The organism is Sphingomonas sp. (genome assembly GCF_004799495.1).
Lineage (GTDB): Bacteria > Pseudomonadota > Alphaproteobacteria > Sphingomonadales > Sphingomonadaceae > Sphingomonas.
In genome coordinates this window covers 129615-152078 of record NZ_SSMY01000001.1, presented here as the reverse complement: position 1 = coordinate 152078, position 22464 = coordinate 129615, and the positions used below count along the sequence as shown (strand labels likewise).

The 22464-nt window shown below is 62.2% G+C and carries 18 protein-coding genes and 1 pseudogene; 7 read left to right on the top strand and 12 right to left on the bottom strand.

Annotation, left to right across the window (positions count from 1 at the left end; all coding sequences use genetic code 11):
• Nucleotides 1-41 precede the first annotated feature (41 nt).
• Nucleotides 42-1739, top strand: coding sequence for a hypothetical protein (locus tag E7773_RS00740; RefSeq protein ID WP_293986952.1), 1698 nt, complete (start codon nt 42-44; stop codon nt 1737-1739).
• Nucleotides 1736-4564: an RHS repeat-associated core domain-containing protein gene (locus tag E7773_RS00735; RefSeq protein WP_293986950.1), complete on the top strand. Its 2829-nt coding sequence runs from the start codon at nt 1736-1738 to the stop codon at nt 4562-4564. The genes E7773_RS00740 and E7773_RS00735 overlap by 4 nt, the downstream gene beginning before the upstream one ends.
• A gap of 535 nt (nt 4565-5099) precedes the next feature.
• On the opposite strand, the pseudogene E7773_RS00730 reads toward E7773_RS00735, so the two are convergent.
• The 4 genes and pseudogenes from E7773_RS00730 to E7773_RS00715 form a co-directional block, all read right to left on the bottom strand.
• Nucleotides 5100-5345 (bottom strand): annotated as a pseudogene (locus E7773_RS00730) (TrbC/VirB2 family protein); the annotation flags it as partial.
• A 43-nt stretch (nt 5346-5388) separates the two neighbouring features.
• Entirely contained in the window at nt 5389-6816 is a 1428-nt protein-coding gene (locus E7773_RS00725; protein WP_293986948.1) for a hypothetical protein, read from the bottom strand.
• Nucleotides 6817-7615: 799 nt separating this feature from the next.
• Complete coding sequence (locus E7773_RS00720) at nt 7616-7960, bottom strand: hypothetical protein (RefSeq protein WP_293986947.1); 345 nt, start codon at nt 7958-7960, stop codon at nt 7616-7618.
• 26 nt (nt 7961-7986) lie between these two features.
• Nucleotides 7987-8478 carry a helix-turn-helix domain-containing protein gene (locus tag E7773_RS00715; RefSeq protein WP_293986945.1) on the bottom strand — a complete coding sequence of 164 codons (492 nt, stop codon included), beginning with the start codon at nt 8476-8478 and terminating at the stop codon, nt 7987-7989.
• 671 nt (nt 8479-9149) lie between these two features.
• Between E7773_RS00715 and E7773_RS00710 the strand changes: the two genes are divergently transcribed.
• On the top strand, nt 9150-9374 hold the full coding sequence (locus E7773_RS00710; protein ID WP_293986943.1) for a hypothetical protein: 225 nt from the start codon (nt 9150-9152) through the stop codon (nt 9372-9374).
• A 3-nt stretch (nt 9375-9377) separates the two neighbouring features.
• A complete protein-coding gene (locus E7773_RS15520; RefSeq protein ID WP_363129642.1) occupies nt 9378-9641 on the top strand; it encodes a DUF3761 domain-containing protein in 264 nt (87 codons plus the stop codon).
• A gap of 51 nt (nt 9642-9692) precedes the next feature.
• Here E7773_RS15520 and E7773_RS00705 read toward each other — a convergent pair whose 3' ends face one another.
• The 6 genes from E7773_RS00705 to E7773_RS00680 form a co-directional block, all read right to left on the bottom strand.
• A complete protein-coding gene (locus E7773_RS00705; RefSeq protein WP_293986942.1) occupies nt 9693-10118 on the bottom strand; it encodes a hypothetical protein in 426 nt (141 codons plus the stop codon).
• Between the two features lie 28 nt (nt 10119-10146).
• Nucleotides 10147-10749 (bottom strand): hypothetical protein, encoded by a 603-nt coding sequence (locus tag E7773_RS00700; RefSeq protein ID WP_293986941.1) that lies wholly within the window; start codon nt 10747-10749, stop codon nt 10147-10149.
• Nucleotides 10750-11487: a TIGR04255 family protein gene (locus E7773_RS00695; protein ID WP_293986939.1), complete on the bottom strand. Its 738-nt coding sequence runs from the start codon at nt 11485-11487 to the stop codon at nt 10750-10752. It abuts the gene before it with no gap.
• A 424-nt stretch (nt 11488-11911) separates the two neighbouring features.
• Nucleotides 11912-12145, bottom strand: a complete 234-nt coding sequence (locus E7773_RS00690; protein WP_293986937.1) for a hypothetical protein — start codon at nt 12143-12145, stop codon at nt 11912-11914.
• A gap of 283 nt (nt 12146-12428) precedes the next feature.
• Nucleotides 12429-13607, bottom strand: a complete 1179-nt coding sequence (locus E7773_RS00685; RefSeq protein WP_293986936.1) for a site-specific integrase — start codon at nt 13605-13607, stop codon at nt 12429-12431.
• Between the two features lie 217 nt (nt 13608-13824).
• Entirely contained in the window at nt 13825-14961 is a 1137-nt protein-coding gene (locus tag E7773_RS00680) for a glycosyltransferase family A protein (RefSeq protein ID WP_293986935.1), read from the bottom strand.
• 64 nt (nt 14962-15025) lie between these two features.
• Between E7773_RS00680 and E7773_RS00675 the strand changes: the two genes are divergently transcribed.
• Together E7773_RS00675 and E7773_RS00670 are read left to right on the top strand one after the other, a co-directional pair.
• Nucleotides 15026-16846 carry an ABC transporter ATP-binding protein gene (locus E7773_RS00675; RefSeq protein WP_293986934.1) on the top strand — a complete coding sequence of 607 codons (1821 nt, stop codon included), beginning with the start codon at nt 15026-15028 and terminating at the stop codon, nt 16844-16846.
• The gene (locus E7773_RS00670) at nt 16822-17574 is read left to right on the top strand and encodes a 2OG-Fe(II) oxygenase (protein WP_293986932.1); all 753 of its coding nucleotides are present in this window, start codon (nt 16822-16824) and stop codon (nt 17572-17574) included. Before E7773_RS00675 ends, E7773_RS00670 begins: the two co-directional genes overlap by 25 nt.
• Here the strand turns inward: E7773_RS00670 and E7773_RS00665 are convergent.
• Nucleotides 17563-18435 (bottom strand): polysaccharide pyruvyl transferase family protein, encoded by an 873-nt coding sequence (locus E7773_RS00665; protein WP_293986930.1) that lies wholly within the window; start codon nt 18433-18435, stop codon nt 17563-17565. The two genes, E7773_RS00670 and E7773_RS00665, sit on opposite strands and share 12 nt — an antisense overlap.
• A 29-nt stretch (nt 18436-18464) precedes the next feature.
• Here E7773_RS00665 and E7773_RS00660 point away from each other — a divergent pair, with 29 nt between their 5' ends.
• Nucleotides 18465-19355, top strand: coding sequence for a sulfotransferase (locus E7773_RS00660; protein ID WP_293986928.1), 891 nt, complete (start codon nt 18465-18467; stop codon nt 19353-19355).
• A 52-nt stretch (nt 19356-19407) separates the two neighbouring features.
• Here E7773_RS00660 and E7773_RS00655 read toward each other — a convergent pair whose 3' ends face one another.
• A complete protein-coding gene (locus tag E7773_RS00655) occupies nt 19408-22458 on the bottom strand; it encodes a TonB-dependent receptor (RefSeq protein ID WP_293986926.1) in 3051 nt (1016 codons plus the stop codon).
• Between the last annotated feature and the right edge of the window lie 6 nt (nt 22459-22464).

Here is a 22464-nt window from a genome sequence, read left to right as displayed (position 1 = left end):
GGAACAGCACGGTTCAAAAGGGTAATTTGGGGGGGCGTTCAATGACTTTTTCGCAGATCGCATCCAGCCTGTCGGCTCTGATAACCAAAGCCTTAAGCCTATCGACGCTGGCAATATTGTCGCTCGGACTTACGGGCGGTGTCGCCCAAGCGCAGCTTAAACCTCCGGTGATCTACACGCTCAGCCCGACGGGCGTCGATTTGGCCACATCTAGCTTCACGACCTCCGTCACTGATCTGTCGATCGGCCCGCTATCGCTCGAGCGCTCTTATGTGACGGCGGATGGACCCGGGAGTTGGTCGTCCAGCGAATATTTCGGTTATGGCTGGACCCACAATTTTGATATCTATGCCCGCGAAGACACTATCCACGGTCAGAACTCAAGCTCTGTTACCATCGGCCGGACTGTTTATAAATTCCCGGGGTGGCCGACCTCTACAAGTCCAGAAGTAAATGATGGCGTCACCTTGGCGCTAGTTGGCGGCGCGCTCGTGTTCACGGATAAGGATGGAACAATCTATCAGTTCCTTACCGGCAGCTTGAAAATTTCGACGATCACTCATCCAGACGGCTCGAGCCTAACTTTCAGCTACGTGTCCAATACATTAAAAACTATCGTGAGCAACCGAGGGTATGCACTAGTCTTCGATTATTCATCGGCCCTAGTGAGCGCTGCTTGCGGCTATAACTTGGCGGTGACGTACGTTACCTCATCGACGACGTGTGGCGCCGCGGTACTCAAGGTGGGCTACGGTTATACGTCGTCCAAATTGACTGCCGTGACCGACGTGATGACGAACGTCTCGCACTACACCTATACATCTGGCGGATATCTCACTTGCCTCACAGACCCGGGCACGACGACGTGTAAAATCACCAATACCAATGGGGCGACTCGTAGTGGAATCGTAGCGGTGACGTCCCAAGTTACGGCTGATAACGCAACTTGGAGCTACGCCTGTGATTGCGGGCTGGCAGAGCAAGCTGACCCCGATGATCTTAACCCGATGGACGGGACCAGAATGACGGAGCCTAACTCGGCAACTGTGGACGTAATTTTTACGAGCGGTTCACCGAGCTATTTCAAGAATGAAAACGGCAAAGTTTACACGCCGTCCTATGCCGGTCGGACCTTGCTTTCGACGACTTCGCCGGAAGGCAACGCAGTCACCTTCAGCTACAACGCAAACAATGTGGAAAGCAAAAGGACGTTTGCCCCGAAATCCGCGGGACTGACGAATATCGACGAAGGCGCGAAGACCTTTCCGGCCTCATGCACAAATCCCGTAATCTGTAACCTCCCGCTCACGGTGACGGACGCCAAAGGAGCGGTCACCGCCTATAGTTACGACTCAACGCATGGCGGCGTGCTGACCGAAATCAGGCCGGCCGATGGGGCGGGTGTCAGCGCGGTAGTGCGACACGCGTACGCCCAAAAGAGCGCCTTCATCAAAAATAGCGGCGGTACATATTCGGCCGCTGCGCCGATTTGGGTCCTGACCGAGGATCGCACCTGCCGAACCACGGCGACCGTCAGCGGCGCGTGCGCTGGTGGCAGCACGGACGAAGTGGTGACGACTTATGAATACGGTGCCGCATCCGGACCCAATAATCTGTTGTTGTTGGGCATTGCGATTACCGCTGACGGTACGACACGACGAACGTGCTTCGGCTATGACTGGATGGGCAATAGGATCAGCACGACTGCGCCCCGCGCTGGCTTGACGGCGTGTTCGTGAGCCGGCTCGCGAACATGGTGGGTCTGGCTGGGCGCTTGGCCGCCTTGGCGCTCGCTGCGATCACGGCAACGTCGGCACACGCCCAAACCTTGCCATCGGATTACACGGCGGCATCGCGCTACGATCTGGCGCGGCGTGTGGTCGGGACGATCGCGCCCGATCCCGACGGGACGGGTTCACTTCACTACGCCGCAGTGCGCAATACCTATGACCCGGCCGGCAACCTGATCAAGGTCGAGAAGGGCGAGTTGTCGGATTGGCAATCCGAAAGTGTGGCACCAGCGGCATGGCCCGTGTGGAACGGCACGGCGGGATTTCACATCTTCAGCAAGGTCGAGATGACCTATGATGCCATGGACCGCAAGACGTTCGAAGCCAACTGGGGCTGGGACGAGACGGCGTCAGCCTGGGTCCAATCCAGCCTTACGCAATACGGCTACGATAGCATGGGCCGCCTCGAATGCACGACGCAGCGGCTGAACTCGGCAACGTGGAGTTCGCTTCCAACTGCTGGAACCCCCGCCTGCACGCCGGTGACGAGCGGAAGTTTCGGTCCTGACCGTATTACGAAGACGACCTACGACCTTGCTGGGCAGGTGCTCAAGGTCACTAAGGCATTCGGCACCCCGCTGCAGCAAGATTACGTTACCTACACCTATAGCGACAACGGCAAGCCGCTCACCGTCAAGGACGCCAACGGCAACGTCGCGGGTTACACCTATGACGGGTTCGACCGGATGGTTGCCTGGGCGTTCCCGTCGAAAACGGTCGCCGGATCGATGGCGGCATGCACGATCGGCTCGATCACGGAGACCACCGATGCTTTCGGCGCGATCGTGGCTGGTCCCAGCGCCGGGCCGACGACCGGCGACGACTGTGAAAAATATACTTACGACCGCAACGGCAATCGAACGAAGTTGCTCAAGCGGGACGGGCGCGCGCTGACTTATGGCTATGACGCGCTGAACCGCATTACCGTCAAGGTAGTGCCTGACAATTGTGTCAGCGGATTTGCGTGCACGACACCGCCCACGTCGGCGGTGCGCGACGTATATTATGGATATGAACTCCGCGGTTTGCAGACCTACGCGCGGTTCGACACCGCCAGCGGCAGCGACGGGGTGAACGTCAGCTATGACGGGTTCGGTGAGTCTATCTCCGAGACAGTGGCGATGGGGGGAGTGAGCCGGACGGTTTCGTTCGCCTACAATCCCGACGGTGTGCGGCGCAAGGTCACGTATAGTGACGGTATAGCATCGGTTTACACACTAGACGGGCTGGACCGGCTGACCGCCGTGGCCGTGAATGCTGGCACCGTCGCATCGATGATCTATGATGCACGCGGTCAGGAGGGCAGCGAGACCCGCGGAGGTGTCGTCACGACGTTCGGCTACGATCCGATATCGCGCCTGTCGTCGCTGTTCGACGACCTGGCGGGAGGAACGACGAACGATATCACGTCGACGTTCAGCTATTCGCCAGCCAATCAACTGACCAGTCGCATTCGGTCGAATACCAGCTACGCATTCGCTGGGATGGCGGGAACCGGGTATCCGACGTTGAGCCAGCCTTACGCCGTCAACGGATTGAACCAATACACGACGGTGGGGACGAGCACGTACGGTTACGACGCCAATGGCAACCTGGCGAGCGATGGCACCGGCACTTACACCTACGATGTCGAGAACCGGCTGATCGCGATGACCGACCCGAGCGGGACCACTACACTGACGTACGATACGCTGGGGCGCCTATACGCGGTGACCAAGGGCACTTCGACTGAATCCTATTCATACGCCGGTGACCAGCGCATCGCCGAATATGATGGTACCGGCGCAACGATGGCGCGCTACGTAGCAGGTTCAGGTAGCGATAATCCGCTGATCTGGTACGTGGGCTCAAGTATTAGCGCTCCCCGGGCTCTTCAGGGCGATGAGCGCGGTTCGATCGTATCGGTAGCGGACGCGAGCGGAGCGTTGATCGCGATCAACAGCTATGACGATTACGGCATCCCGGCCTCAGGCAATATCGGACGCTATGGTTATACCGGCCAGGTTTGGATCGAGCAGCTAGGGCTGTGGTATTACAAGGCGCGGTTCTACTCGCCCGTGCTGGGGCGATTCATGCAAACTGATCCCATCGGGTATGGCGATCAAAATAATCTATATAGCTATGCCGGGAATGATCCCACCGACATGTCAGACAGCACGGGGCTCGCGGAAGTCTGCGTGGCGACGACGGGATCTTTAGTTGGCCCGTGCGTAAAAGTTGATGGTAATGGCGATGGCACTTGGCGCGATAACGACATGAGCGCGCGAGACAAATCATTGTTCGCGAGAGATTTCGCAGAGTTCATCGAGAATCACGCCGGCCAAGACATTTCAAGAAGTGGCCTACCTATTTACGGGAGTGATCGAGATGCCGAGATGCTTCGGGTTACCACCCAATTTGTAGGGGCGGCGATGGGTCCTCAGCATTGGGACAACACCGTGATTTCGAAAGAAGACATGTATGGGGAGACCGCAGGTAAGACTACGCGGCGGCAAGTTGAGGCAACGGGGCAGGAAACTTACTCGACATCAATAGACCTTGCGTGGCGAAATATGCGTAACAGTCCAAGTAATATAGCTAGGACGATAATACATGAGCGTGGGCACCACAGAGATCTATTTGGAATGATAACTGGTAATTGGGATCCCGTTCACTTGCAGCTCGACGCGTGGGCGAGGGGTCGATTAAAGCAATGGGGACTTGCCGGCGGGGGTTGCCTACCGGTTCCTGGTGCATTCTTCGGTGATTGGTGGCCGCAAGTCCCGGGCTGTTAGAAGGGCGCACTATGAAAACTAAATGGTATAAAGTGTCTCTATCCTTACTTTTCATTATCGCTATTTCCCTAGCGTGCTTCGCTTTATTTAGGAATAGCTCTCATGTATCTCCTCGAGATCAGTTGATGATTTCAGACGCTATAAATCGAGAGAAGTCTAGGCTTAGGCTAGGCGATACGCAAAATATTAAATATCGCAATATTTCTGTTACTCATTCCGCGAATATATGTGTTGAAATATCTTACAGCGGTGGATATGCTACATACTGTTACGAAGTCCGTCTAACTAAGGATAAGCCTGTGCTTGTCGACACCACTATATCAGTGATGTAGTTGTCGTAATCTTACCCAATTACTGGGCAACAAAAATTAAAATAAGCCGTCAGGTTGAGAAGTGCAAATTTGCAAATATCTCAGTTCATTTATCTAACCGACGCTCCCGCATACGGATCATACGCCGCAGTCGGCGTCGGGGACGGTCTCACCGTCGAGGGGGCGATGGCAGAGATTGGAATAGTTGGCGCCTCGATCCCATCGCCCACCCCACCTTGCAACCCCGCGACAATGCTCGTCGCGCCGAACAGCACGAAGCACCCCACGATCACCGTCGCCCCACGCCGCCAGTCCATCCGCCCGCCGAGCATCAGGAACCCGACCGCGGCGACCGCAACCACGGCGACCGTCGTCGCCACCGTCCCGAGCAACGTCCCCTGCAGCCAGGTCACCGCGGCCACCAGGGCGCTTGAGCCATCGGGATCGGCCAGCGACGAATAGGGCGTCATGGCGCCTTGTGCCACGGGGGCGCCATCGGACCTAGTCCGCAGTCTAAGGCTGCCGCAACATGCACGCGACGGTATAGGTAACCCCGGCCTTCAGGGTGCTCGCAAATAGCGCGATTTGCAGGCGCGTCGTCAGTCCGCTGTATTGAAAGATCGGCGAGGTGGTCCCGGTATCGTTCGAGTAGAAACTACCGAAAACGACCGGGGCCGCGGGAAGCGCCGAGGCGAAGTTCACGCGCGCATTGAACGTCGTAACGTCGGCCCCTCCGACGACGATCGTGAGTTCGACCCAGTCCGCGCCGGAACGATAGGTAACTGTCGTCCCCGCCGGCTGTGTGACGCTGCCTACCGAAAACGGCTTTTGCGTCAGGACTACCTCACGGGCCAACGTCGTTCCGACGCCGAGATAAAACCGGCCATCGGCAGCCAGGTACTCGACGCTGCCGGCAATTACCGTGGTCGATAAGGCAGCCGCCCCGTCGATTACCATCGATGGCATTGCGGTCCCACCGGGGCCGACCCGCACGACCGCTCCATAGTCCGCGCCCTGCAGATATGCGGCCTTGTACGGCCCGGAGAGCGCGATTTGCGACTTGTGGTTGCCTTGGACGCCGTTACCAGCGCCGGCATCGGCCGCGCTCGCTGTGCCGGGCTGCAGGTGGAAGAACGAATCCATGTCGCCGCTGACCGCAGCGCCCTCGGCGGTCCATTTGAGGTAGCCCGCGTGACTGAATGCGGAGCCCGTGCCGTCGCTGTTCAGGCCGCCATAAACGCCCATGATAAACAGGCGATCGCCGGCCTGGGATTGCTTGCCGAAGCCCGGATCCCCTACGATCCCATTACCCCGGTTACGTCCGAATTGAAGGACGATCGGCTTGCTACTGTCTTCGAAGTGCACGCCCTCGACTATGTTGTCCGTGGTGCCCGCGCCGATCTTGGTCAATTGCAGGACGGGCGGAATGAGCGCTGACTGCCCGCCGGAGCTCATTTCGTAAATGGTGCTACCGACCGGCACGCCGATCACCGCGGGCCGCTGCGTATAACCCACGCCGCCGACGATCGTCAGACCAGGCGCCGACGCCGCCGCTTCGGCATTTTGCTGCGCGACAAGCGCCGCCGCCGCCGAATTGGACGCGGAGCCGGCCGCGCCCACGGCTAGAAGCCGTTGCGCGTTGGCATTGGTGTTAGATGCTTCGGCGTTGTTCGCGCTTGTCAGGGCGGCTGCGGCGTCGTCGGCGGCTGTGTTCTTTGCCGCAACGGCTGCGTCCCGGGCGGACTCGCTGGCCACTTTTGCATCCGCCGCATCGGCGGCGCTGGCGGCCGCCGCCGTCACCTGATCGGCGACTGCCGCTCGAGCGCCTGCGGCGACGAGCGACGATACGTCGACGCGCTTGGCACTACCGTCGGTATCGACGACGACAGCCTGCTCGCTGCCCGTGGGCTCGGTGACGGCGGGTAAGGCGGAAATCTTCATGTGTCGCTCCGGGCGGGCCGTCATTCGGCGCGCTTACGGATGCGATTTTGACAGGGCGCCGCTTCGGCGCGCGGTGCGTTCGGTGGCTTAGTCCGTTCGGTGGCGCTGCCGGGGTGGGGTCCTTGGCGGTTGCGCAGCACGAGGCCATTAATGCAAGCTAGGCGTCAGCCCCCGTAAAACCGCCACAGACCGAAGGCATGCGCGAGTTCGTCGATCAAATCACTCTCGTCCTGATCGGCTGCCCAGGTGACGCCAGCCGCACATAGCACGTCCGAGACTTGGCTTCTGTGGTCACGATGATAGCGACGCGCGAGCCTCAGACACGGCGGCTTTTCAGGATAGTCCGGCTCCGGATAGACCCGATCAAGCCACAGCACAAAACGATCAGTGCCGGATACCCAGCGCTCCCCGTCAAAATCGCGTAGGTCAATCTCGAGTGCTGCATCCCCAGCATCCGGGAAGCGTGTCCGAGACAAGCAGCAATCTGGATCGCCGCCAGTAGTATCAGCCAGAGGCGCGGGCAACGCATGCACAGGCCGGTCAGGAGTATCGCCAACGTCGCGTCCACTGTCGCGATGCCAACCTCCAAGTGGCTGAACATATCGGAAGGGGTTAAAGCCTTGCTGACCAACATTCCCGCCGCGAAGATCGCCGCCGCCAGCTTCGTTGGGGCGTCTCCTTTCCAGACGCACAGCCCTGCGACGATGGCGAGTGAAGGCCAGAAGAGAACGACGTACCAATAGGTCCAACCAGGCATGCAGTGACCGAACCATGCGGCCCGTGGTCCGGTCAACCCAGATCAAACAGCGCGCAATGGCGTTACGGCAGTGAAGTCGGGCGGACACTCCGGCTGGGAAAAGTCCAATCCGAATTCGGCTGGCAAAGCGCGAAGGGCGACATGGGCTTGCGCAACGTGTGCTCTTGCTTGGGTTGCGAGCCGCGCCGCCTCTGAAACGTGATTGAGCGCGTCGAGACCGGCCGTTGGTGGCAAGGCCGCCTCGTTGTGGCCGACCACTAGCGACACCACAAGGGCGGCGGCCTGCGCCGCCATCGCGTTCGCTGTATCCTCGAGAGGCAAGAATTGCTGCGCCACTTCGTTCGCCAAAGATTGGCGAACTCTGATAATATCTCGCTTCGACGCCATTGGTGCCCTCCACCGCGCTTAGGCGGCTAATGAGGTCGGCCAGGTTGGACCATGTTCGCGATCTCGCGTCCGCCTTCGACCAATGGCTTGATCGCTGAAACGACAATCAGCAGCGCAGCGAGAATTACCGCAATGAGCGCCAATGTTTTCAGCGGACGTAAGCCAGTGCCCGCAACCCTTTTTGACCCCTCGTCCCGGCTCGCCGCGGCGCCCGACCCCTTGTCGTCGTCGCTGAACCGGCCCGGCTCAAATGCTGGCGATCGATATGAATCCGCCACCCGCAGATTCAAGTCGGCCTGAAACTGCGGGCCCGCACGCTCATGCTCGAGCACGACATACCCCGCCTCACGGCGGGTTGCGGCGCCGAGCTTCGCCATGCCGCTTGCGATGTATCCGTTCACAGTGTTTTCGCTGATGCCGATCGCATTCGCGATCACGCCGGCTGTTTTTCCCTTTCCAACGAGCAGTAGGCACTCGCGCTCACGCGGGCTGAGAACACAGACTCGGCTTTCCTCCATTTCGAAGGAATTGCCATATGACGAAGATCAAAAGAAGATCATCCGAGCGCCGCTAAAGCGAAGTCTTGCCAGAATAATTCACAGGCGAATTGCATGTATCAATTCGTCCATTTCGGCTGCTATCTCCTTCCAGCGTTTCACACCAGCGATGTCACCGTTCAACGCCGACGCGCCGATGCGCTCTGCCACAAGCGGGTGCGTGTTCGCCGTGACGCTTCCAAACAGCGTAAGCTTCGGCCTGCCGCTCTTCCTTTGGGGTCATCGACCGTCGACCACCAGCGCCTGATCGAGCTCTACTTTGGCCAGTGTTGGGTTGCGGTTGGGCCACATCATGCGGCAAATAGACCGCGAATCCCGCAATAGATCCCGAAAACCCAGGCGCCGGCTACAAGCACCCCACCACCCAATACTCGATCGCCTCGGCGTGCCGTTTCCAGGCGGGCTTGTCACGATCGAATGGGTCGGGGAACGGCATGGGCGGATGGTATGCGAAAGTAGGGTCTGTAGGAAAGCGAGGACCATGATTCCTCAAATGATGCCGCGGCGCGCTATGGCGTCCTGTATCCCCGGAGTGCAGCCACGATTATCCATTTCGGTCACGTCACAGTGGTGCGCCGTGCGCGGCAATGTGCAATCCTCCGTGCCCGCTTAAGTCGGGCAGGGAGAATCCAATGGCTAACGTTTACATCGAGGCGCGTCCGAAAAATCGGCCGGAGCACGATCCTATTACGGACTACGTGGTTGAAGATCATGCCGATAGCGTGCTCACCACGGCCAAGACGCAACGTGAAGCCATCGATTGGGCGAAGGCACGCGGGCATCGTCCGCTCGTGGCGAGGGTGCGGCATCGGCAGAACGCCAAAAGCAATCCCGACCATTGGCGTCACGCCGAGTAACCGATGAGGTGGATCCTTGCTGCTATGGCGCTGGCCGTCGCGATTGCGCCGGCCGCTTCCGATGCGCGTCACCATCGGTACTCGACTACCTATCGCGCCGGCTCAGGCTTCTACACCGCCAAGAGCGGCGATCGGGTGAGAAGCCCCGTGCGGGCGGATCGCGCGCCGGTTGGCGCGAGTGCGAAGTGTAGAGACGGCTCATGGAGCTTTAGCGAGAGCAGGCGCGGCACATGCTCGTGGCATGGCGGGGTCGGACACTGGCTTTAACCCTGACAGGGTTTGTCAAACGGCGGCCGCGTGAGACTGAAATCGGAGCGTCTAAGCTGGAGGAATACCCATAGCGCTAACGACCTCGTAGTCGACAAACACGTCGGTAGCAAAAAACGCTAACAGGTCGAAATCGTTGTCGTCAAAGTGGCGAATTTCCGCGTGGCCAGGATTGCCCTCCACCGGGTCGTGCACCACCCGAACACTTTTCTTATATCCGGCTGCAGCCGACTTCACCGCTCCGACTGTGGCGCGTGCAAAAAGCCCATTTGCGCCCAGTTTCTTCGACGGAATTGACGCACGAAATGCTACGGCCGCAATGACGCGCGTCGGAGCATCATTTGCGCCAAAGTGCTCGATCTCGGTTACCGAAAGACCACCTTCGTCTTCCGGCGTCAGTTTGAAGGCGCCAGGTCCGGGCCCACCTCGGACAGCGTTTTCGTCAACCACCCGCTTATTCGGTGCGACGTAACGCATGACGTGATGAAACTCGGGAAGTGGCCGCCTAGCCGCCATCAAACCAGCGCTCTGCGCCATACGGCGCCAGAACGTCGCGCAAGCGCTCTAGCGGAGTAGTTCCGGCAGTGCGCTCCGCGCCCTTCGGCGTTGCGTTGACCACCAGCCACCGCGCGCGATTCGCAGGCAGGAACTCGATTGTGAGCCGGTCATCCCCGTCGTTCCACACGGCGATGATATTGCCTTCAGGCATGAGCGACAGGCCGGGCCGGCTATTGATCTTGTGGTAGAGAATTGCCCTGACTAACGACTTATAGGAATCGAGGGTTATCGGTTGGTCGGTTGCTGGCCACTCTTCTGCTTCATGTAGAACGTCGAGCTGCCGGAACAGGCGGTCCCGCGTCGCCAGGTCGAGATGCATTGCAACCTTGGATGTCCAGATCTTTGCTTCCGCCAGTGCATCGAACAGGTGCTCGCCAACGCTCTTGCTGGGTCTACCGAGTGTAACTTCATCGTCGAGAAAAGTTCGCGAGCGCTCGCCAAGCACGGAGCCTAAGGCGGCGCTGGAAGACATCATATCTTCACGAACCGCCGGTCGAACTCGTTCGGGAGCGGTGATCGGGCTTCTTACGAAGCACTGAACAGGCTGCATTTAGACGTACATCTCCCGCGCGTGGTCGGAAATTCCAGCTTCGAATATCGTATTCTTCAGCGCGCGCATAGCTTCTAACTTGTCAAGGATATCGGACGCCTTCTGCGGAACTTCAATATCGCATCCGACATCGATGTCGAAAGAGAACGCAGCCATTCCCGGCATCTCCTCCTCCAGCGACGCCGATTGCACCAAGGCCTTGAGCCCTGTGTCAGGGAAACGCTTGGCAACCAACCATTGGTAACCACCCGTAGGCTCAAAAAGCGGGCCATGATCAATCCTGAAGTTAAGGTATTTTTCGTATGGGGCTACATCTCCCTCCGGCTTCACATCGATACGATTGACATAGCGCAGGCCGAGCCGCTCGATTTGTTTATCAAGCGTCTTTAGCGCTGTCGTAATTTCCGGCCCGACGCGATCGATGAAAGCCGCCCATCCGGGATACGGCGACCGGCGCACCCAAGCCAGCGATCGGACGCTCAAGATGCACGAATCTGTGAGATCGTCCGAGTTCAAGCTATAGATAGGCGCTTTGTCCCTGAAAGACGCCGTCCGGGCTAAGCCGTCGAACTTGATCTCAACTTGGTCGTCCCTCTTGGTCGTCTTGTATCGCTTGGTAAGCGCGTCGTAGATTTTCTTGAGCTTTGCGCTCGAGAGTTCGCTTGCCAGTCGAAGTTCCAGGACGACCTCTGTGATCGGAGGATTGACATAGGACGGCTCGTTCGAGTCGTGGATCATGCGCTCTTCTACGCTCGGCGGCGGCGTCGAGCAACGCGCATAGGCCGCTTGTCTAATTACCGATTACCCATGCCTTGCACCAATCTCCCTCGGACTTGCGGCTCTTCGGATCGTCTCGATCATTCGGGATCCTTCTCGGCGCACGACGATTAGGGTGAGGGACTGAATTCGCACAAAGCCCGATCTAAGCACGCCCTCGCCAGCATAAGCCGCTGCGCATTGACGGCTGCCCAACGCGGCGAGCGCGCCTTCTTCCGACTGCCGTCAATGAGACGACGCGCGAACAACAGAAGGTGGTCAGGCGCGACCGATCGCGCGATCGCTTCAATTTCGGCCGGATCCGTCGGCGGGATCGGTGCCCGCGGATCGGAATTCCCAAGGTGTGGAAAGTGTACCGGCGCGCCTGTTTTGGATTTCGTGCTGGTCATTGCCGCAACTCCGGCCGGCCGTCCATCGCAGAGGCCAATGCGGCCTCTGCCTCGCGTTCATCGCCGACGCCGTTCCAATCGTTGACCTGGGCAATCAACTTCTCGACAGCGCAGTCGACTTGGCGCTCGGCCTCCACGCGTCCAAATATCGTCGCGAGGTCAGACGGGGGCACGGCGTTGGACCCGACGAGGAAGCGCAGTTCGAGCAGCGGCACCGGCTGGCCGGACATTAGCGCCGAACCGATTGTGGCTGTTGTCGGTCTCGGCTCGGTACGGGCATCCGTGGGTGAAGTAGTTGCGGAGAGCGCGCGCTCCGCTAAACGGAAAGTAGCCATGGTCGCAGTTCCTTTGCGGTCTTGGTTAGGGGCCTATGGGCGCGCCAACGCCTGTAGGCTCCGCTACCTCTTGCCAGCGATTCTCGCGATTCGCAAGTACAGTTAACGAAATTGTTTTCTCTGGGGAACTAGGTTATCGTCCGTTATAAATCCGTTACTGCAACGGAATTATCCGTTATTATTCGGCGGGCATCGGCTCTTCTAGATATTTAGACCACTCGTCCATTAGCCGGCGGCGTTTTTCTAGTGCATCGCCGCGACGGTACGCCTGCTCCGCTTCGGATCCGACCGCGTGAGCGAGAGCGGCTTCCGCCACCTCGCGCGGATGCGCGGTCATGTCGCCGGCGAAGTCTCGAAAAGCCGAACGGAAACCGTGCGTCGTCTCGGTTCGGCCCATGCGACGAAGTAGCATTTCGAATGCCATCAAACTCATGGGCTCGCCTTTTTTTCCGCCTTGAAAGACCAGGCCTTCGCGTGCATCGGGCACTGCCATGTCCGAGAGGATCTCAACGGCTCGCGGCGAAAGCGGGACACGGTGCGGCTTTCCGCTCTTCATCCGTTCGCCGGGGATCGACCAAAGCGCGCCATCCAGATCGAATTCGCGCCAATCTGCTAGCCGCACTTCGCCCGATCGTGACGCGCACAGAATGAGGAACTCAAGCGCCCGTGCCGATGTCGCGGGCCGGGTGCGCAGCGACCGAACAAATGCGGGAACGTCGCCGTAGGGCATGGCGGCGTGATGCTTTTGCCGCCGCTGGCGCTTCGGCAGAGAGTGCTCAAGGTGGCCTTTCCAACGCGCCGGATTATCGCCTGACCGATACCCCTTTGCCTTTGCCGCATCGAGCACGGCCTCAATGTAGCTGCGGACCATGGCCGCTGTTTCGCTTTTGGTGGTCCACATGTCGCGCACCACCTCGAGGACTGCCGCTGTGTCGATCATGTCGACGCGCTTGCCGCGGAGGCCTTCGGAATAGCCGCCCTCGCCGAGCGCCCGCTTCCACCGGGCGACCGACTTGTCGCTGCGGGCCGCCAAGCTCCTTAGCCGGATAAACTCGTCAGCGACTTCGCCAAACGTCGGAATGGCACGCGTAGCCCGGCGGACGGCTATCGGGTCAATATCGTCAGCGACCATCGCCCGAGCGTCACCGGCCTTCTCTCGAGCCCGCGCCAGTGAGACGGAGTCCGTGCCGCCCAGACCCATCTCTCGCCGTCGCCCGTGCCATTGATAAATGAATACGAACGCCTTGGAGCCACCAGGGGCGACGCGGACATACAGACCCCCACCATCGCTTAAAATCCCTGGCTTGGTGGCCGACCTAATCGTCTGTGTGGTCAACCGATATAGCGCGCTAGCCATGGTGCCGCCTCCTCTGGGCTGCTACATCATCCTAAAGTTTCTCATAAATCAAGAGGGCGATGCCAACGGATTTGTCCGTTGGCCAGCGGACACTGGCGGACGCTTACCTTTGTTAAGCTACTGTTACTGCAAGTGTTATTAACGCGACACTAACGAGCGTAGGAGAGGCAGAGGCCACAGGTTCGAATCCTGTCGGGTGCGCCAATCCCACGATACGTCAGCGTGACCGGATGCGATCCGCCGCCGCCTGCTCGTCGCCGCCGGAGGCGCGCGCGCCGTCGATCACCGACCAGCCCGGTCGGATCGCGGTTCCGGTATCGCCCGGGACGGGCGCGTGGCGCGGGTGCCATTCGATCATGCGGGAGTCGCCGGCACGGCGGTTCGCAGTGCGCGCGCGCAGCCGACCGACCAGCCGGATGCTCGCGCGCAACGTGCCGGGGCTGATCGTGCCCCACACCGCCCAGGCGACCGTCCGGACCGCATCGACATTCCAGCCCAAGGCGCGGCTCCTGAGCAAGTCGCGCAAGACGCCGGGCCGGCCCCCCGACCACAGCCGCAGCGAGCCGACAGCGCGTAGCGTATCGGGGCGCAAGTCGCCCGCCGGGATCGGTGCGGGCGGTAGCCGGCGGTCGGCGCGCTTCTTGGCGCGCAGCACGTCGAATGCATGCTGCAATCGCGCGACGGGGATGTTGAGCCGCGAGCTCGTCTCGCTGAAGCGGTAGCGATAGAGCGGCTCGGTCAACACCATCAGCGTGCCCGCCGCGACGATGCGGTAATAAAGGTCGGTATCCTCGAAATAGTCGGTTCCGGCGGCATAGCCCCCGACGGCGTCGAACACGGCTTTGCGGTACATGATCGACCCGTGCGCGATCGGCGGCGCATCGCGCCCGTCGACCGGGCGCGATCCGCTGCGCCGGGTTATCCGGCCCTTGCTGTCGATCGCTTCGAACAAGGTGCCGACCAGCACCACGTCGGGCCGCGCGTCGAGCAGCTCGATCTGCCGTCCCAGCCGGTCGGGGTGCGCGATGTCGTCGGCATCCATCCGCGCGACGATCGCGCTCCGCGCGGCGTTCGCGACCCAGTTCGACGACCCGACCGGACCGCCCGATCGGGTACGCTCCATCAGCCTGATCCGCGCGTCGCGCGCCGCCCATCCACGCAGGCATCCGGTCGATCCGTCGGTCGATCCGTCGTCCCCGATGACCAATTCGAAATCGGTGAAATTCTGCTCGATGATGCTCGCAATCGCGGCGTCGAGGAACGGCATCGCGTTCTTCACCGGCATCACGACGCTCAATCTAGGCAATGCTTCATTTCCCCCGAAACGCGGCTTGCTTAACAGCCGGCCGGGCATATCGCCAGTACGGACCCGACATCGCATTTGCCCCGTCCGGCGCGAGCGATTACGCCGTCTTCCGATGCCGCGCCGCCCAGCCTCATCCGACGTCGCGCCGGTGCGCATCCTGCCGATGATCGCGGCGTTCGCGCGCGATCTGCAACGGTCGGCGGGACGGCGCGGCGCGCTGGGTATCGCGGCGACGTTACTGACCGCGGCGCTGGAGAGCATCGGGCTGATCCTGATCATGCCGCTGCTCGCGGTGGCGCTCGGCCGCGGGTCGCGCCAGCCGGTGCTCGACCAGGTGATCGACGCGGCGTTCGAGCGAATCGGGATCACCGGGCGCCAAGGCCAGCTGATGGTGATGCTCGGGGCGTTCGCGGCGCTGTTCGTGGTCCGCGCGCTGGCCGCGTCGGCGCGCGACATCCTGCTCACGCAATCGACCATCGACTTCGTCGACACGCGCCGCAAGCAAGTCGTGCGCAGCACCGCCGGCGCGCGCTGGGACGTCATCGCGCGGCTGCACCAGGCGCGGTTCGCGCAGATTCTGGGCGCCGACGTGCAGAACGTTGCGATGGCCGCACGGCAGCTGCAATTCGCGCTGGTCGCGGCGGTCACGCTGGCCGGGCAGTGCGTCGCGGCGGTGGTGCTGTCGCCGCAACTGTCGCTGCTGTGCCTCGTCGTGCTCGCGCTTGGCGCGATCGCGCTCACCTCGACGCTGCGCCAGGCGCATTCGCTCGGCAAGACCAGCGTCGAGAGCAATTTGTCGGCGATGAACACGGTCGTCCAGTTCTTCGGCGGGCTCAAGCTGGCGGTGAGCCAGGATCTTCAGTCGAGCTACATCGACGAGGTCGAGGGCGCGTTAGACAATATCGCCGAGCATCAGCTGATCTTCGTGCGGCGGCAGGCGCGGCGCCAAGTGCTGATCGGCGCGGTCGCGGCGATCGCCGGGATGGCGGTCGCGGCGGCGGGGCTGTTCGTGTTCCATCTCGCACCCGCGGTGCTGGTCGGGTTGCTGCTGATCCTCGTCCGCATGACCGGGCCCGCCGCATCGTTGCGCCAATACAGCCAGCAACTCGTCCAGTTGCTCCCGGCGTATCGCGCGCTGACCGATCTCGAGGCGGAACTCGCCGCCACCGCCGCACCTGCCGTCGCCCCCACCGACGATGCGTTCGACTTTCGTGGCGACGTCGACTTTCGCGGGGTCGGCTTCGCGCACGCGGTAGGCGACGGCGAGCGTGTGCTCGACGATTGTTCGCTGTCGATCGCGCGCGGCGAGTTCGTCGGGCTGACCGGACTGTCGGGCGCGGGCAAGACGACGCTGGTAGACCTGCTCGTCGGATTGTTCGAGCCGCAGGCGGGCGAGGTGACGATCGACGGCGTGCCGTTGCGAGGGACTGCGCTACCCGCGTGGCGCCACCGCGTGAGCTATATCTCGCAGGATCCATATCTGTTCTACGACAGCATCCGGCGCAACTTGCTGTGGGCCAATCCCGCGGCGAGCGAGGAGGCGTTGTGGAACGCGCTGCGGCTGGCCGGGGCCGATGCGCTGGTGCGGCGCATGGCGCACGGGCTCGACGCCGTGGTGGGGGAGCGCGGGACGTTGATCTCGGGCGGCGAGCGCCAGCGGCTCGCGATCGCCCGCGCGCTGCTGCGCAATCCCCGCATGCTGATCCTCGACGAAGCGACCAACGCGATCGATATCGCCGCGGAGCGCGCGTTGATCGGCAATTTGCTGGCGCTCTCGCCCCGCCCGACGATCGTTATGATCGCGCACCGCACCGAGAGCCTCGCCCAATGCGACCGCATCCTGCGGCTCGAGAGCGGACGGATCGCCGCGCTGGACGCCGCGCCGCCCGGCGTCCTAGACGGAGTGCCATGCAAGCCAGTTCCGCCCCGATGACCGTCCGCGACTGGCCGTTCCCGCACGTCACCATCGACGGCTATCTCGACGCGGGCGAGTATGAGGCGTTGCGCCGCTTGTTTCCGACCTGCCCGCCGAACAGCGGCCCGACCGGCTATTCGCATTTCTGGGGCGACGCGGATTTCGACGCGCTGCTCGATGCCGAACCGGCGTGGCGGCGTTTCTTCGATTGGACGCAGAGCCAGGCGTTCGTCGATATCTGCCTCGCGCCGTTCGCCGACACGATCGCGCGCGAGGCGGTGGTCGACCTGTCGCACCCCCGTTTCGTGTCGCATATCGAAACACGGCGCGACAAGGAACAGCGCTATCTCGGCAAGACCGGGCTCGCGCCCGACCAATTGTTCGTCCGCACCGACATCCTCCAGGGCAATGTCGGCTACGACCGGCGCGCCCATGTCGACCATCGCCGCCGTGCTGCGACGATGCTGATCTACCTGTGCGACGGCGACGAGGATGAAATGGTCGGCGGCGACCTGATCCTGCACGCCGTCGACGGCGAGAGCGTGACGATCCGCCCGCGGCACAACCGCATGGTGCTGTTCCCGTGCGTCAACAGCTCGCTCCATTCGGTGTCGCGGATCGAATCGCAGCGGCACCCGCGCAATTACGTCCAGCTCACCGTGTCGAGCTCGGTCGACCTGTGGGAGAGCGAGCGCCCCGGACTTCGGCAGGCGCTGGGCCGCCGGATGCGTGCCTTAGTCGGCTAGCTGCGGCGCGCTTGCGCAGCGTTCGATCAGCAGGTCGCGAAATTCGGTGAAGGCGGTCGGGTTGGGTGGCGGCGCGGCCAAATCGTAGCCATCGCGGCCGGCGATGAAATCCCTGTCGGTGCAGGCGTGGCCGAGCCGCATCGCCGGTTCGAGCCGCGGCTGGTGCGGGTGGCTCGTCACGAACAACACCGGCGTGCCGAGCGCGAGGCACGGCAGCAGGCAATGCAGCCGCGACGTCACGACGACCTCGGCGCGCGCGTAGGTGTTGAGCAGGGATTGTGCCGCCGCGAATCGGTGTTGGGGACCGATGGTCGCGGTGTCGATGTGCGTCGTTATCGTGACTGGCTGCGACACGCGCCGGCACAGCGCCGCGAGCGTGTCGGGTGCCAGGTCGCATGCCACGATCCCGCCGTCGCGCGGCCGTGCGTCATCGCGTTGCAGCGTCAGCGTCAGGCAACCCGAATGATAGCTTTCGATCCCGTGTGCGTGGAGCATCGCCAGCGTCGCGGGGTCGCGCGCGCCGATCGGGCCGTGACGCTTGAGATAAGCGACGCCGCCGGGCCGCAGCAGCCGCTCGGCCGCCGAGTGCCGCCACGGCGCTCGCCGCGACCGTTTCGCGTCGAGGTGGAACGAGGTGATCAGCGGCGCAAAACGCGGGTGCGGCGGCCAGTGCCGTGGGCGCTGCAGGAACCAGCCGTTGAGTATCAGCGCGACGTCCCTACCCGGATCGGTATCGAGCGCGTCACGATCCACCAGCCGGTCCACCCGCGGCAGAAAACGGCGCGCGGCGATGCTCTGGATTTCATCGCCCAGATTGTGCGACATCGGGTAGGTCAGCAGGCCGAAGCTCTTGCCGCTCACGCCTCGTATCCCTCAACCCGGCAATGCAAATGTCCGACCCCCTCATCGATCGCCCCGTATTCATCGGCGGCCCGCATCGTTCGGGCACAGGCATGCTGCGCGCGATCCTGGGGTCAAACAGTCAGTTGGCGGTGCCGGTCAAGGAATATCAATTCTTCGACCGCCTGTCCCCGTCGGGCGACGCGGTGCGCGACCTGCGCGCGGTGCTCGGCTGGCCCAAGGTGCGCGAATGGCAATTGCCGGCGGTTGATGCGGCCGCGATGCTCACCGGAACCGACGGTTCGTTGAAAGAAATCTATGCCGCGCCGCTGCGCGCGCATGCCGCCGCGCTGGGCAAGCCGCGTTTCGGCGAGAAGACGCCGTATCTGGAGCGCCATTTCGAGACGCTGCGCGGCTGGTTCGGGGCCGAGACACGCTTCGTCCAGATCGTCCGCGCGCCGCTCCCGACCTTCGTTTCGCTCAGCCACATGGAGGGGTCGCGCCGCGCGGTGAATCCGGTGATCTTCGCGCGGGGCTGGCGCGCCAGCGCGCTGCGCGGGCTCGATTTCGCGGCGTGCTTCCCGGGTCAGTTCACGCTGATTCCCTACGAGAGCTTTGTTGCCGATCCCGCGGCATGGACGCGGCGGCTATGCGAGTTCTGCGGCCTGCCGCCCGAGATCGACACGATGCTCGCGACGATGGACGGCGAGCGTCGGCGCAACTCGAGCTTCGTCGGCGACGATTGGCGCCCTGGCATCGCCCCCATCGACCGCCGCCTGATAGAGCGCGAGGTCGGCCCGCTGATCGACGGGGTCGAACCCTTCCTGGGCGGTCCCGCGCCGCTCCCGCTGGCATTGATTGCCGAGGAGAACCGTCGCGACACACCGCTGCTCGCGCGAATGCGAACGCTGTCGGTGCGGGTGCGCGCAAAGCTGCCATAAAAAAAGGGGCGCCCGTTGCCGGACGCCCCTTCATTCTCGTCGTCGCCGAAGATTAGAATTTCACCTCGGCATTGACTGTGAACGACCGACCGCGCGGATCGGTGTCGCGCGGTTCCCACGAACTGCCCGAACCGGTGTTCGAATCATACGTGATCGCGAACGGCGGATCGGCGTTGAACACGTTCTTGACGCCGGCGGTGAGCGTGAAGTGCTCGTTGATCCGCTGCGAAATCGACGCGTTGTAGATGATGTACGGCTTGACCGTCGGGTTGTAGTCCGGGCGGGTCGCGCTCGCCGGCAACGCGAAGTTCTTGTAGCTCGACCGGTAGATTTGCGAGAAGGTCAGCCCGAAGCCGTCGGCCGTGGTATAGCTGATGTAGGCATTGTGCTTCCACCGCAGCCCCAGGTCGCCCGCCAGCGTGAAGACGCCGCGGGTATTGGTATAGGGCAGGTTGGGAAGCAGCTTTTCCTTTTTTTGCAGCAACAGCGTCGCGTCGAACCCGGCGGAGAATACACCGCCGAGCGCATCGACGCTGCCGCGCGCGGTGAAATCGATCCCGCGGGTACGCCGCGACCCGAAGTTACCGGTGCGCAAGTCGACCTGCGTAATGATGCCGTTGGTGCGCGTAATCCGGTCCGGGAACGCCGCGATGTTGGCGAGCAGCTGCGGGATCGTGATCGTGCCGATCGTGTTGTCGACCGCGATGTACCAATAGTCGGCCGAGAAGCTGAAGCGGCTGGTCGGCTGAATGACCGCGCCGAAGCTATATTGTTTGGACGTTTCCGGCCCGAGGTTGAGGTTGCCGCCGCTCAACGAATCCGGCGTGATCGGCGCGCACGCGGGTTGCGGTCCCGTGGTGTTGCCCGTCGGACAGAGCGTGGGATCGACCAGCGTATTGCCCGGGTTGGGCGATATGGTGGTGCCGTTGAAGATCTGGTTGAATGACGGCACGCGGAAGCCGGTGTTGTACGATGCGCGGAAGAGCAGTTGCTCGATCGGCTTGAACTTGACCGACACCTTCGGATTGAAGGTCGATCCGAAGCCCGTGTAATCGTCGACTCGGCCGGCGAACGTGACGTCGAGTCCCTTGATGATCGGGAACAGGATTTCCCCATACGCCGCCTTCACATCGCGGCTCTTCGGCGTCAGCGCGTTGATATTGTCGAACGCGACGTTGAAGATGTCGGGCATGTTCGCCGCCGCTGCGGCCGATCCGTTGAACGAATAGGTCTCGCGGCGATAATCGACGCCCACGGCGAGCTGGACGTTGCCGCCCCAGATCTTGAACAGCGGGCCGGAGATCGACGCATCGAACTGCTTCACCTCATATTTGCCGCCATACAGCTTGGTCCCCTCGGCCGAGACCGCCTTGAGCCCGTCGATCGCTTGCTGCGTCTGCGTCACGCTGAAGGGATTGAGGATGCCCGCGTTGATCAGACCGATGATGCCAGGGCCCGCGGCGCCCGGCGCGGTTGGTGCTCGCGGATCGTAAGCGCCGATGTCGTTGATCGCCGTGTTGGGATCGTTGACGATCTGCACGCCGCGATAATGATAGCCGGTCCCGAGCGTCGACACCGACTCGCTCCGCGCATAGGACGCGCCGGTGCGATAGTCCCAGCCCGGGAAAAGCGTGCCCTCGAGCCCGAGTGCCGCGCGGAACGTCTTGGTATTGGTTTTGTACTCGCGCGGCCCGCAGGCCATGCAGCGCCAGCGCCCGGCGAGCGGCAGGCCGTAGCGTGCGTTCAGCGCCGCAACCTGCGCCGCTCGATTGGGGTTAGTGGGGACGTCAAACGCGTTCCGGAGCGCGTTGAACACGGAATTGTACGTGTTAGCCGTGAGCGCGTTCAACGGATAGGCCCAATCCAGCGTGGTGGCGCTGGCGGAATATTGATTGTTCGAGAAGATTTTGGACGAATTGGCGTTCGATCCGGTGATTTCGAGCGAGAGTTCGTTTGTTCCACCGATGCGGACGACGCCGCGACCGTAATAGGTCAGCGTATCGATCGGCTGCTGGAGCGTCGCGGCACGGCCGGTGTCCCAGGCGCAGGCATATTGGGCGCTGGGGTTAGCCCATAGCACTTCGTCGTACGGCAAGCCGCCATCGACCGAACCGCAACCCGCGCCGCCGGGAAGGTCGAGAATATTGATGCCGCCCGATGCGCCGTTTGCGCCGTTCGGCAGCGTGAGCGTCAGGCCGGTGAGCAGCGTGCCGTTCGGAGTCATGTTCGAATTCGCGCCAATGTTGAACAGGGTGGCGATCGGCGTGCCGCGCGTGTCGACCGACAGGCCGCGATTGGGCTGGTTGGTGTTGACGAAGGCGCGATCTCTGCCAAACAGCGCCTTGTTCCAGCTTTTGCTGACCGACGCCATGATGTTCCAGCCTTGCTCGTCGAGCTTGCCCCAGCCGACAGTGCCCGACACGCGATAGATCTGCGAGTCGCCCGCCTCCGGCACGTCGACGAACCCGGCGACATCGATGCCCCGGAAATTCTTCTTGGTGATGAAGTTGATCACGCCGCCGATCGCGTCGGTGCCGTAGATCGCCGAGGCGCCGTCCTTGAGGATTTCGATCCGGTCGATCGCGGCGAACGGGATCTGGTTGACGTCGACCGCCGAGCCCTGCAGCCCGTGCGCGGCGACGCGGCGACCGTTCAACAGGACCAGCGTCGCGGCAGAGCCCTGCCCGCGCAGGTTGGCCGCCGACAGGCCGTTGGTGCCGCGCGCGGCACCCGAAACCACGTCGGAGTTGGACGCGAGATTGTCCGCGCCGTTGCCGTTGTTGGCGAGGTAAGAAATCAGCTGTTCGGGGCTGCTGATGCCTTCGCGGCTCAGATCCTTGTTGGTGATGATCGTCAGCGGCAGCGCCGAATTGTTCGGGTCCTGCTTGATCCGCGAGCCGGTGACGATGATGTCCTTGCCGTTGTCGCCCTTGTCCGCCGGATCGTTCGCCACGGGCGCGGCACCGGTCGGCGTCGCCGCCGGCTGCGTGGTCTGATCGCCGCCGGTCGTGGCCTGGGCGTATGCGGCGCCCGGAAGCGCGCATAGCGCGACGAAAGCGGTACCGGACGCCAATGCGAGACGGAGCGAGCTCGAACCAATCATGTCGTA

Bases quoted from the DNA above. Each gene is read 5' to 3' on its own strand.
- E7773_RS00740 (WP_293986952.1), top strand. From the start codon at position 42: ATGACTTTTTCGCAGATCGCATCCAGCCTGTCGGCTCTGATAACCAAA.
- E7773_RS00725 (WP_293986948.1), bottom strand. From the start codon at position 6,816: ATGAAGATTTCCGCCTTACCCGCCGTCACCGAGCCCACGGGCAGCGAG.
- E7773_RS00720 (WP_293986947.1), bottom strand. From the start codon at position 7,960: ATGGCGTCGAAGCGAGATATTATCAGAGTTCGCCAATCTTTGGCGAAC.
- E7773_RS00715 (WP_293986945.1), bottom strand. From the start codon at position 8,478: ATGGAGGAAAGCCGAGTCTGTGTTCTCAGCCCGCGTGAGCGCGAGTGC.
- E7773_RS00710 (WP_293986943.1), top strand. From the start codon at position 9,150: ATGGCTAACGTTTACATCGAGGCGCGTCCGAAAAATCGGCCGGAGCAC.
- E7773_RS15520 (WP_363129642.1), top strand. From the start codon at position 9,378: ATGAGGTGGATCCTTGCTGCTATGGCGCTGGCCGTCGCGATTGCGCCG.
- E7773_RS00705 (WP_293986942.1), bottom strand. From the start codon at position 10,118: ATGCGTTACGTCGCACCGAATAAGCGGGTGGTTGACGAAAACGCTGTC.
- E7773_RS00700 (WP_293986941.1), bottom strand. From the start codon at position 10,749: ATGCAGCCTGTTCAGTGCTTCGTAAGAAGCCCGATCACCGCTCCCGAA.
- E7773_RS00695 (WP_293986939.1), bottom strand. From the start codon at position 11,487: ATGATCCACGACTCGAACGAGCCGTCCTATGTCAATCCTCCGATCACA.
- E7773_RS00690 (WP_293986937.1), bottom strand. From the start codon at position 12,145: ATGTCCGGCCAGCCGGTGCCGCTGCTCGAACTGCGCTTCCTCGTCGGG.
- E7773_RS00685 (WP_293986936.1), bottom strand. From the start codon at position 13,607: ATGGCTAGCGCGCTATATCGGTTGACCACACAGACGATTAGGTCGGCC.
- E7773_RS00680 (WP_293986935.1), bottom strand. From the start codon at position 14,961: ATGCCCGGCCGGCTGTTAAGCAAGCCGCGTTTCGGGGGAAATGAAGCA.
- E7773_RS00675 (WP_293986934.1), top strand. From the start codon at position 15,026: ATGCCGCGCCGCCCAGCCTCATCCGACGTCGCGCCGGTGCGCATCCTG.
- E7773_RS00670 (WP_293986932.1), top strand. From the start codon at position 16,822: ATGCAAGCCAGTTCCGCCCCGATGACCGTCCGCGACTGGCCGTTCCCG.
- E7773_RS00660 (WP_293986928.1), top strand. From the start codon at position 18,465: ATGTCCGACCCCCTCATCGATCGCCCCGTATTCATCGGCGGCCCGCAT.
- E7773_RS00655 (WP_293986926.1), bottom strand. From the start codon at position 22,458: ATGATTGGTTCGAGCTCGCTCCGTCTCGCATTGGCGTCCGGTACCGCT.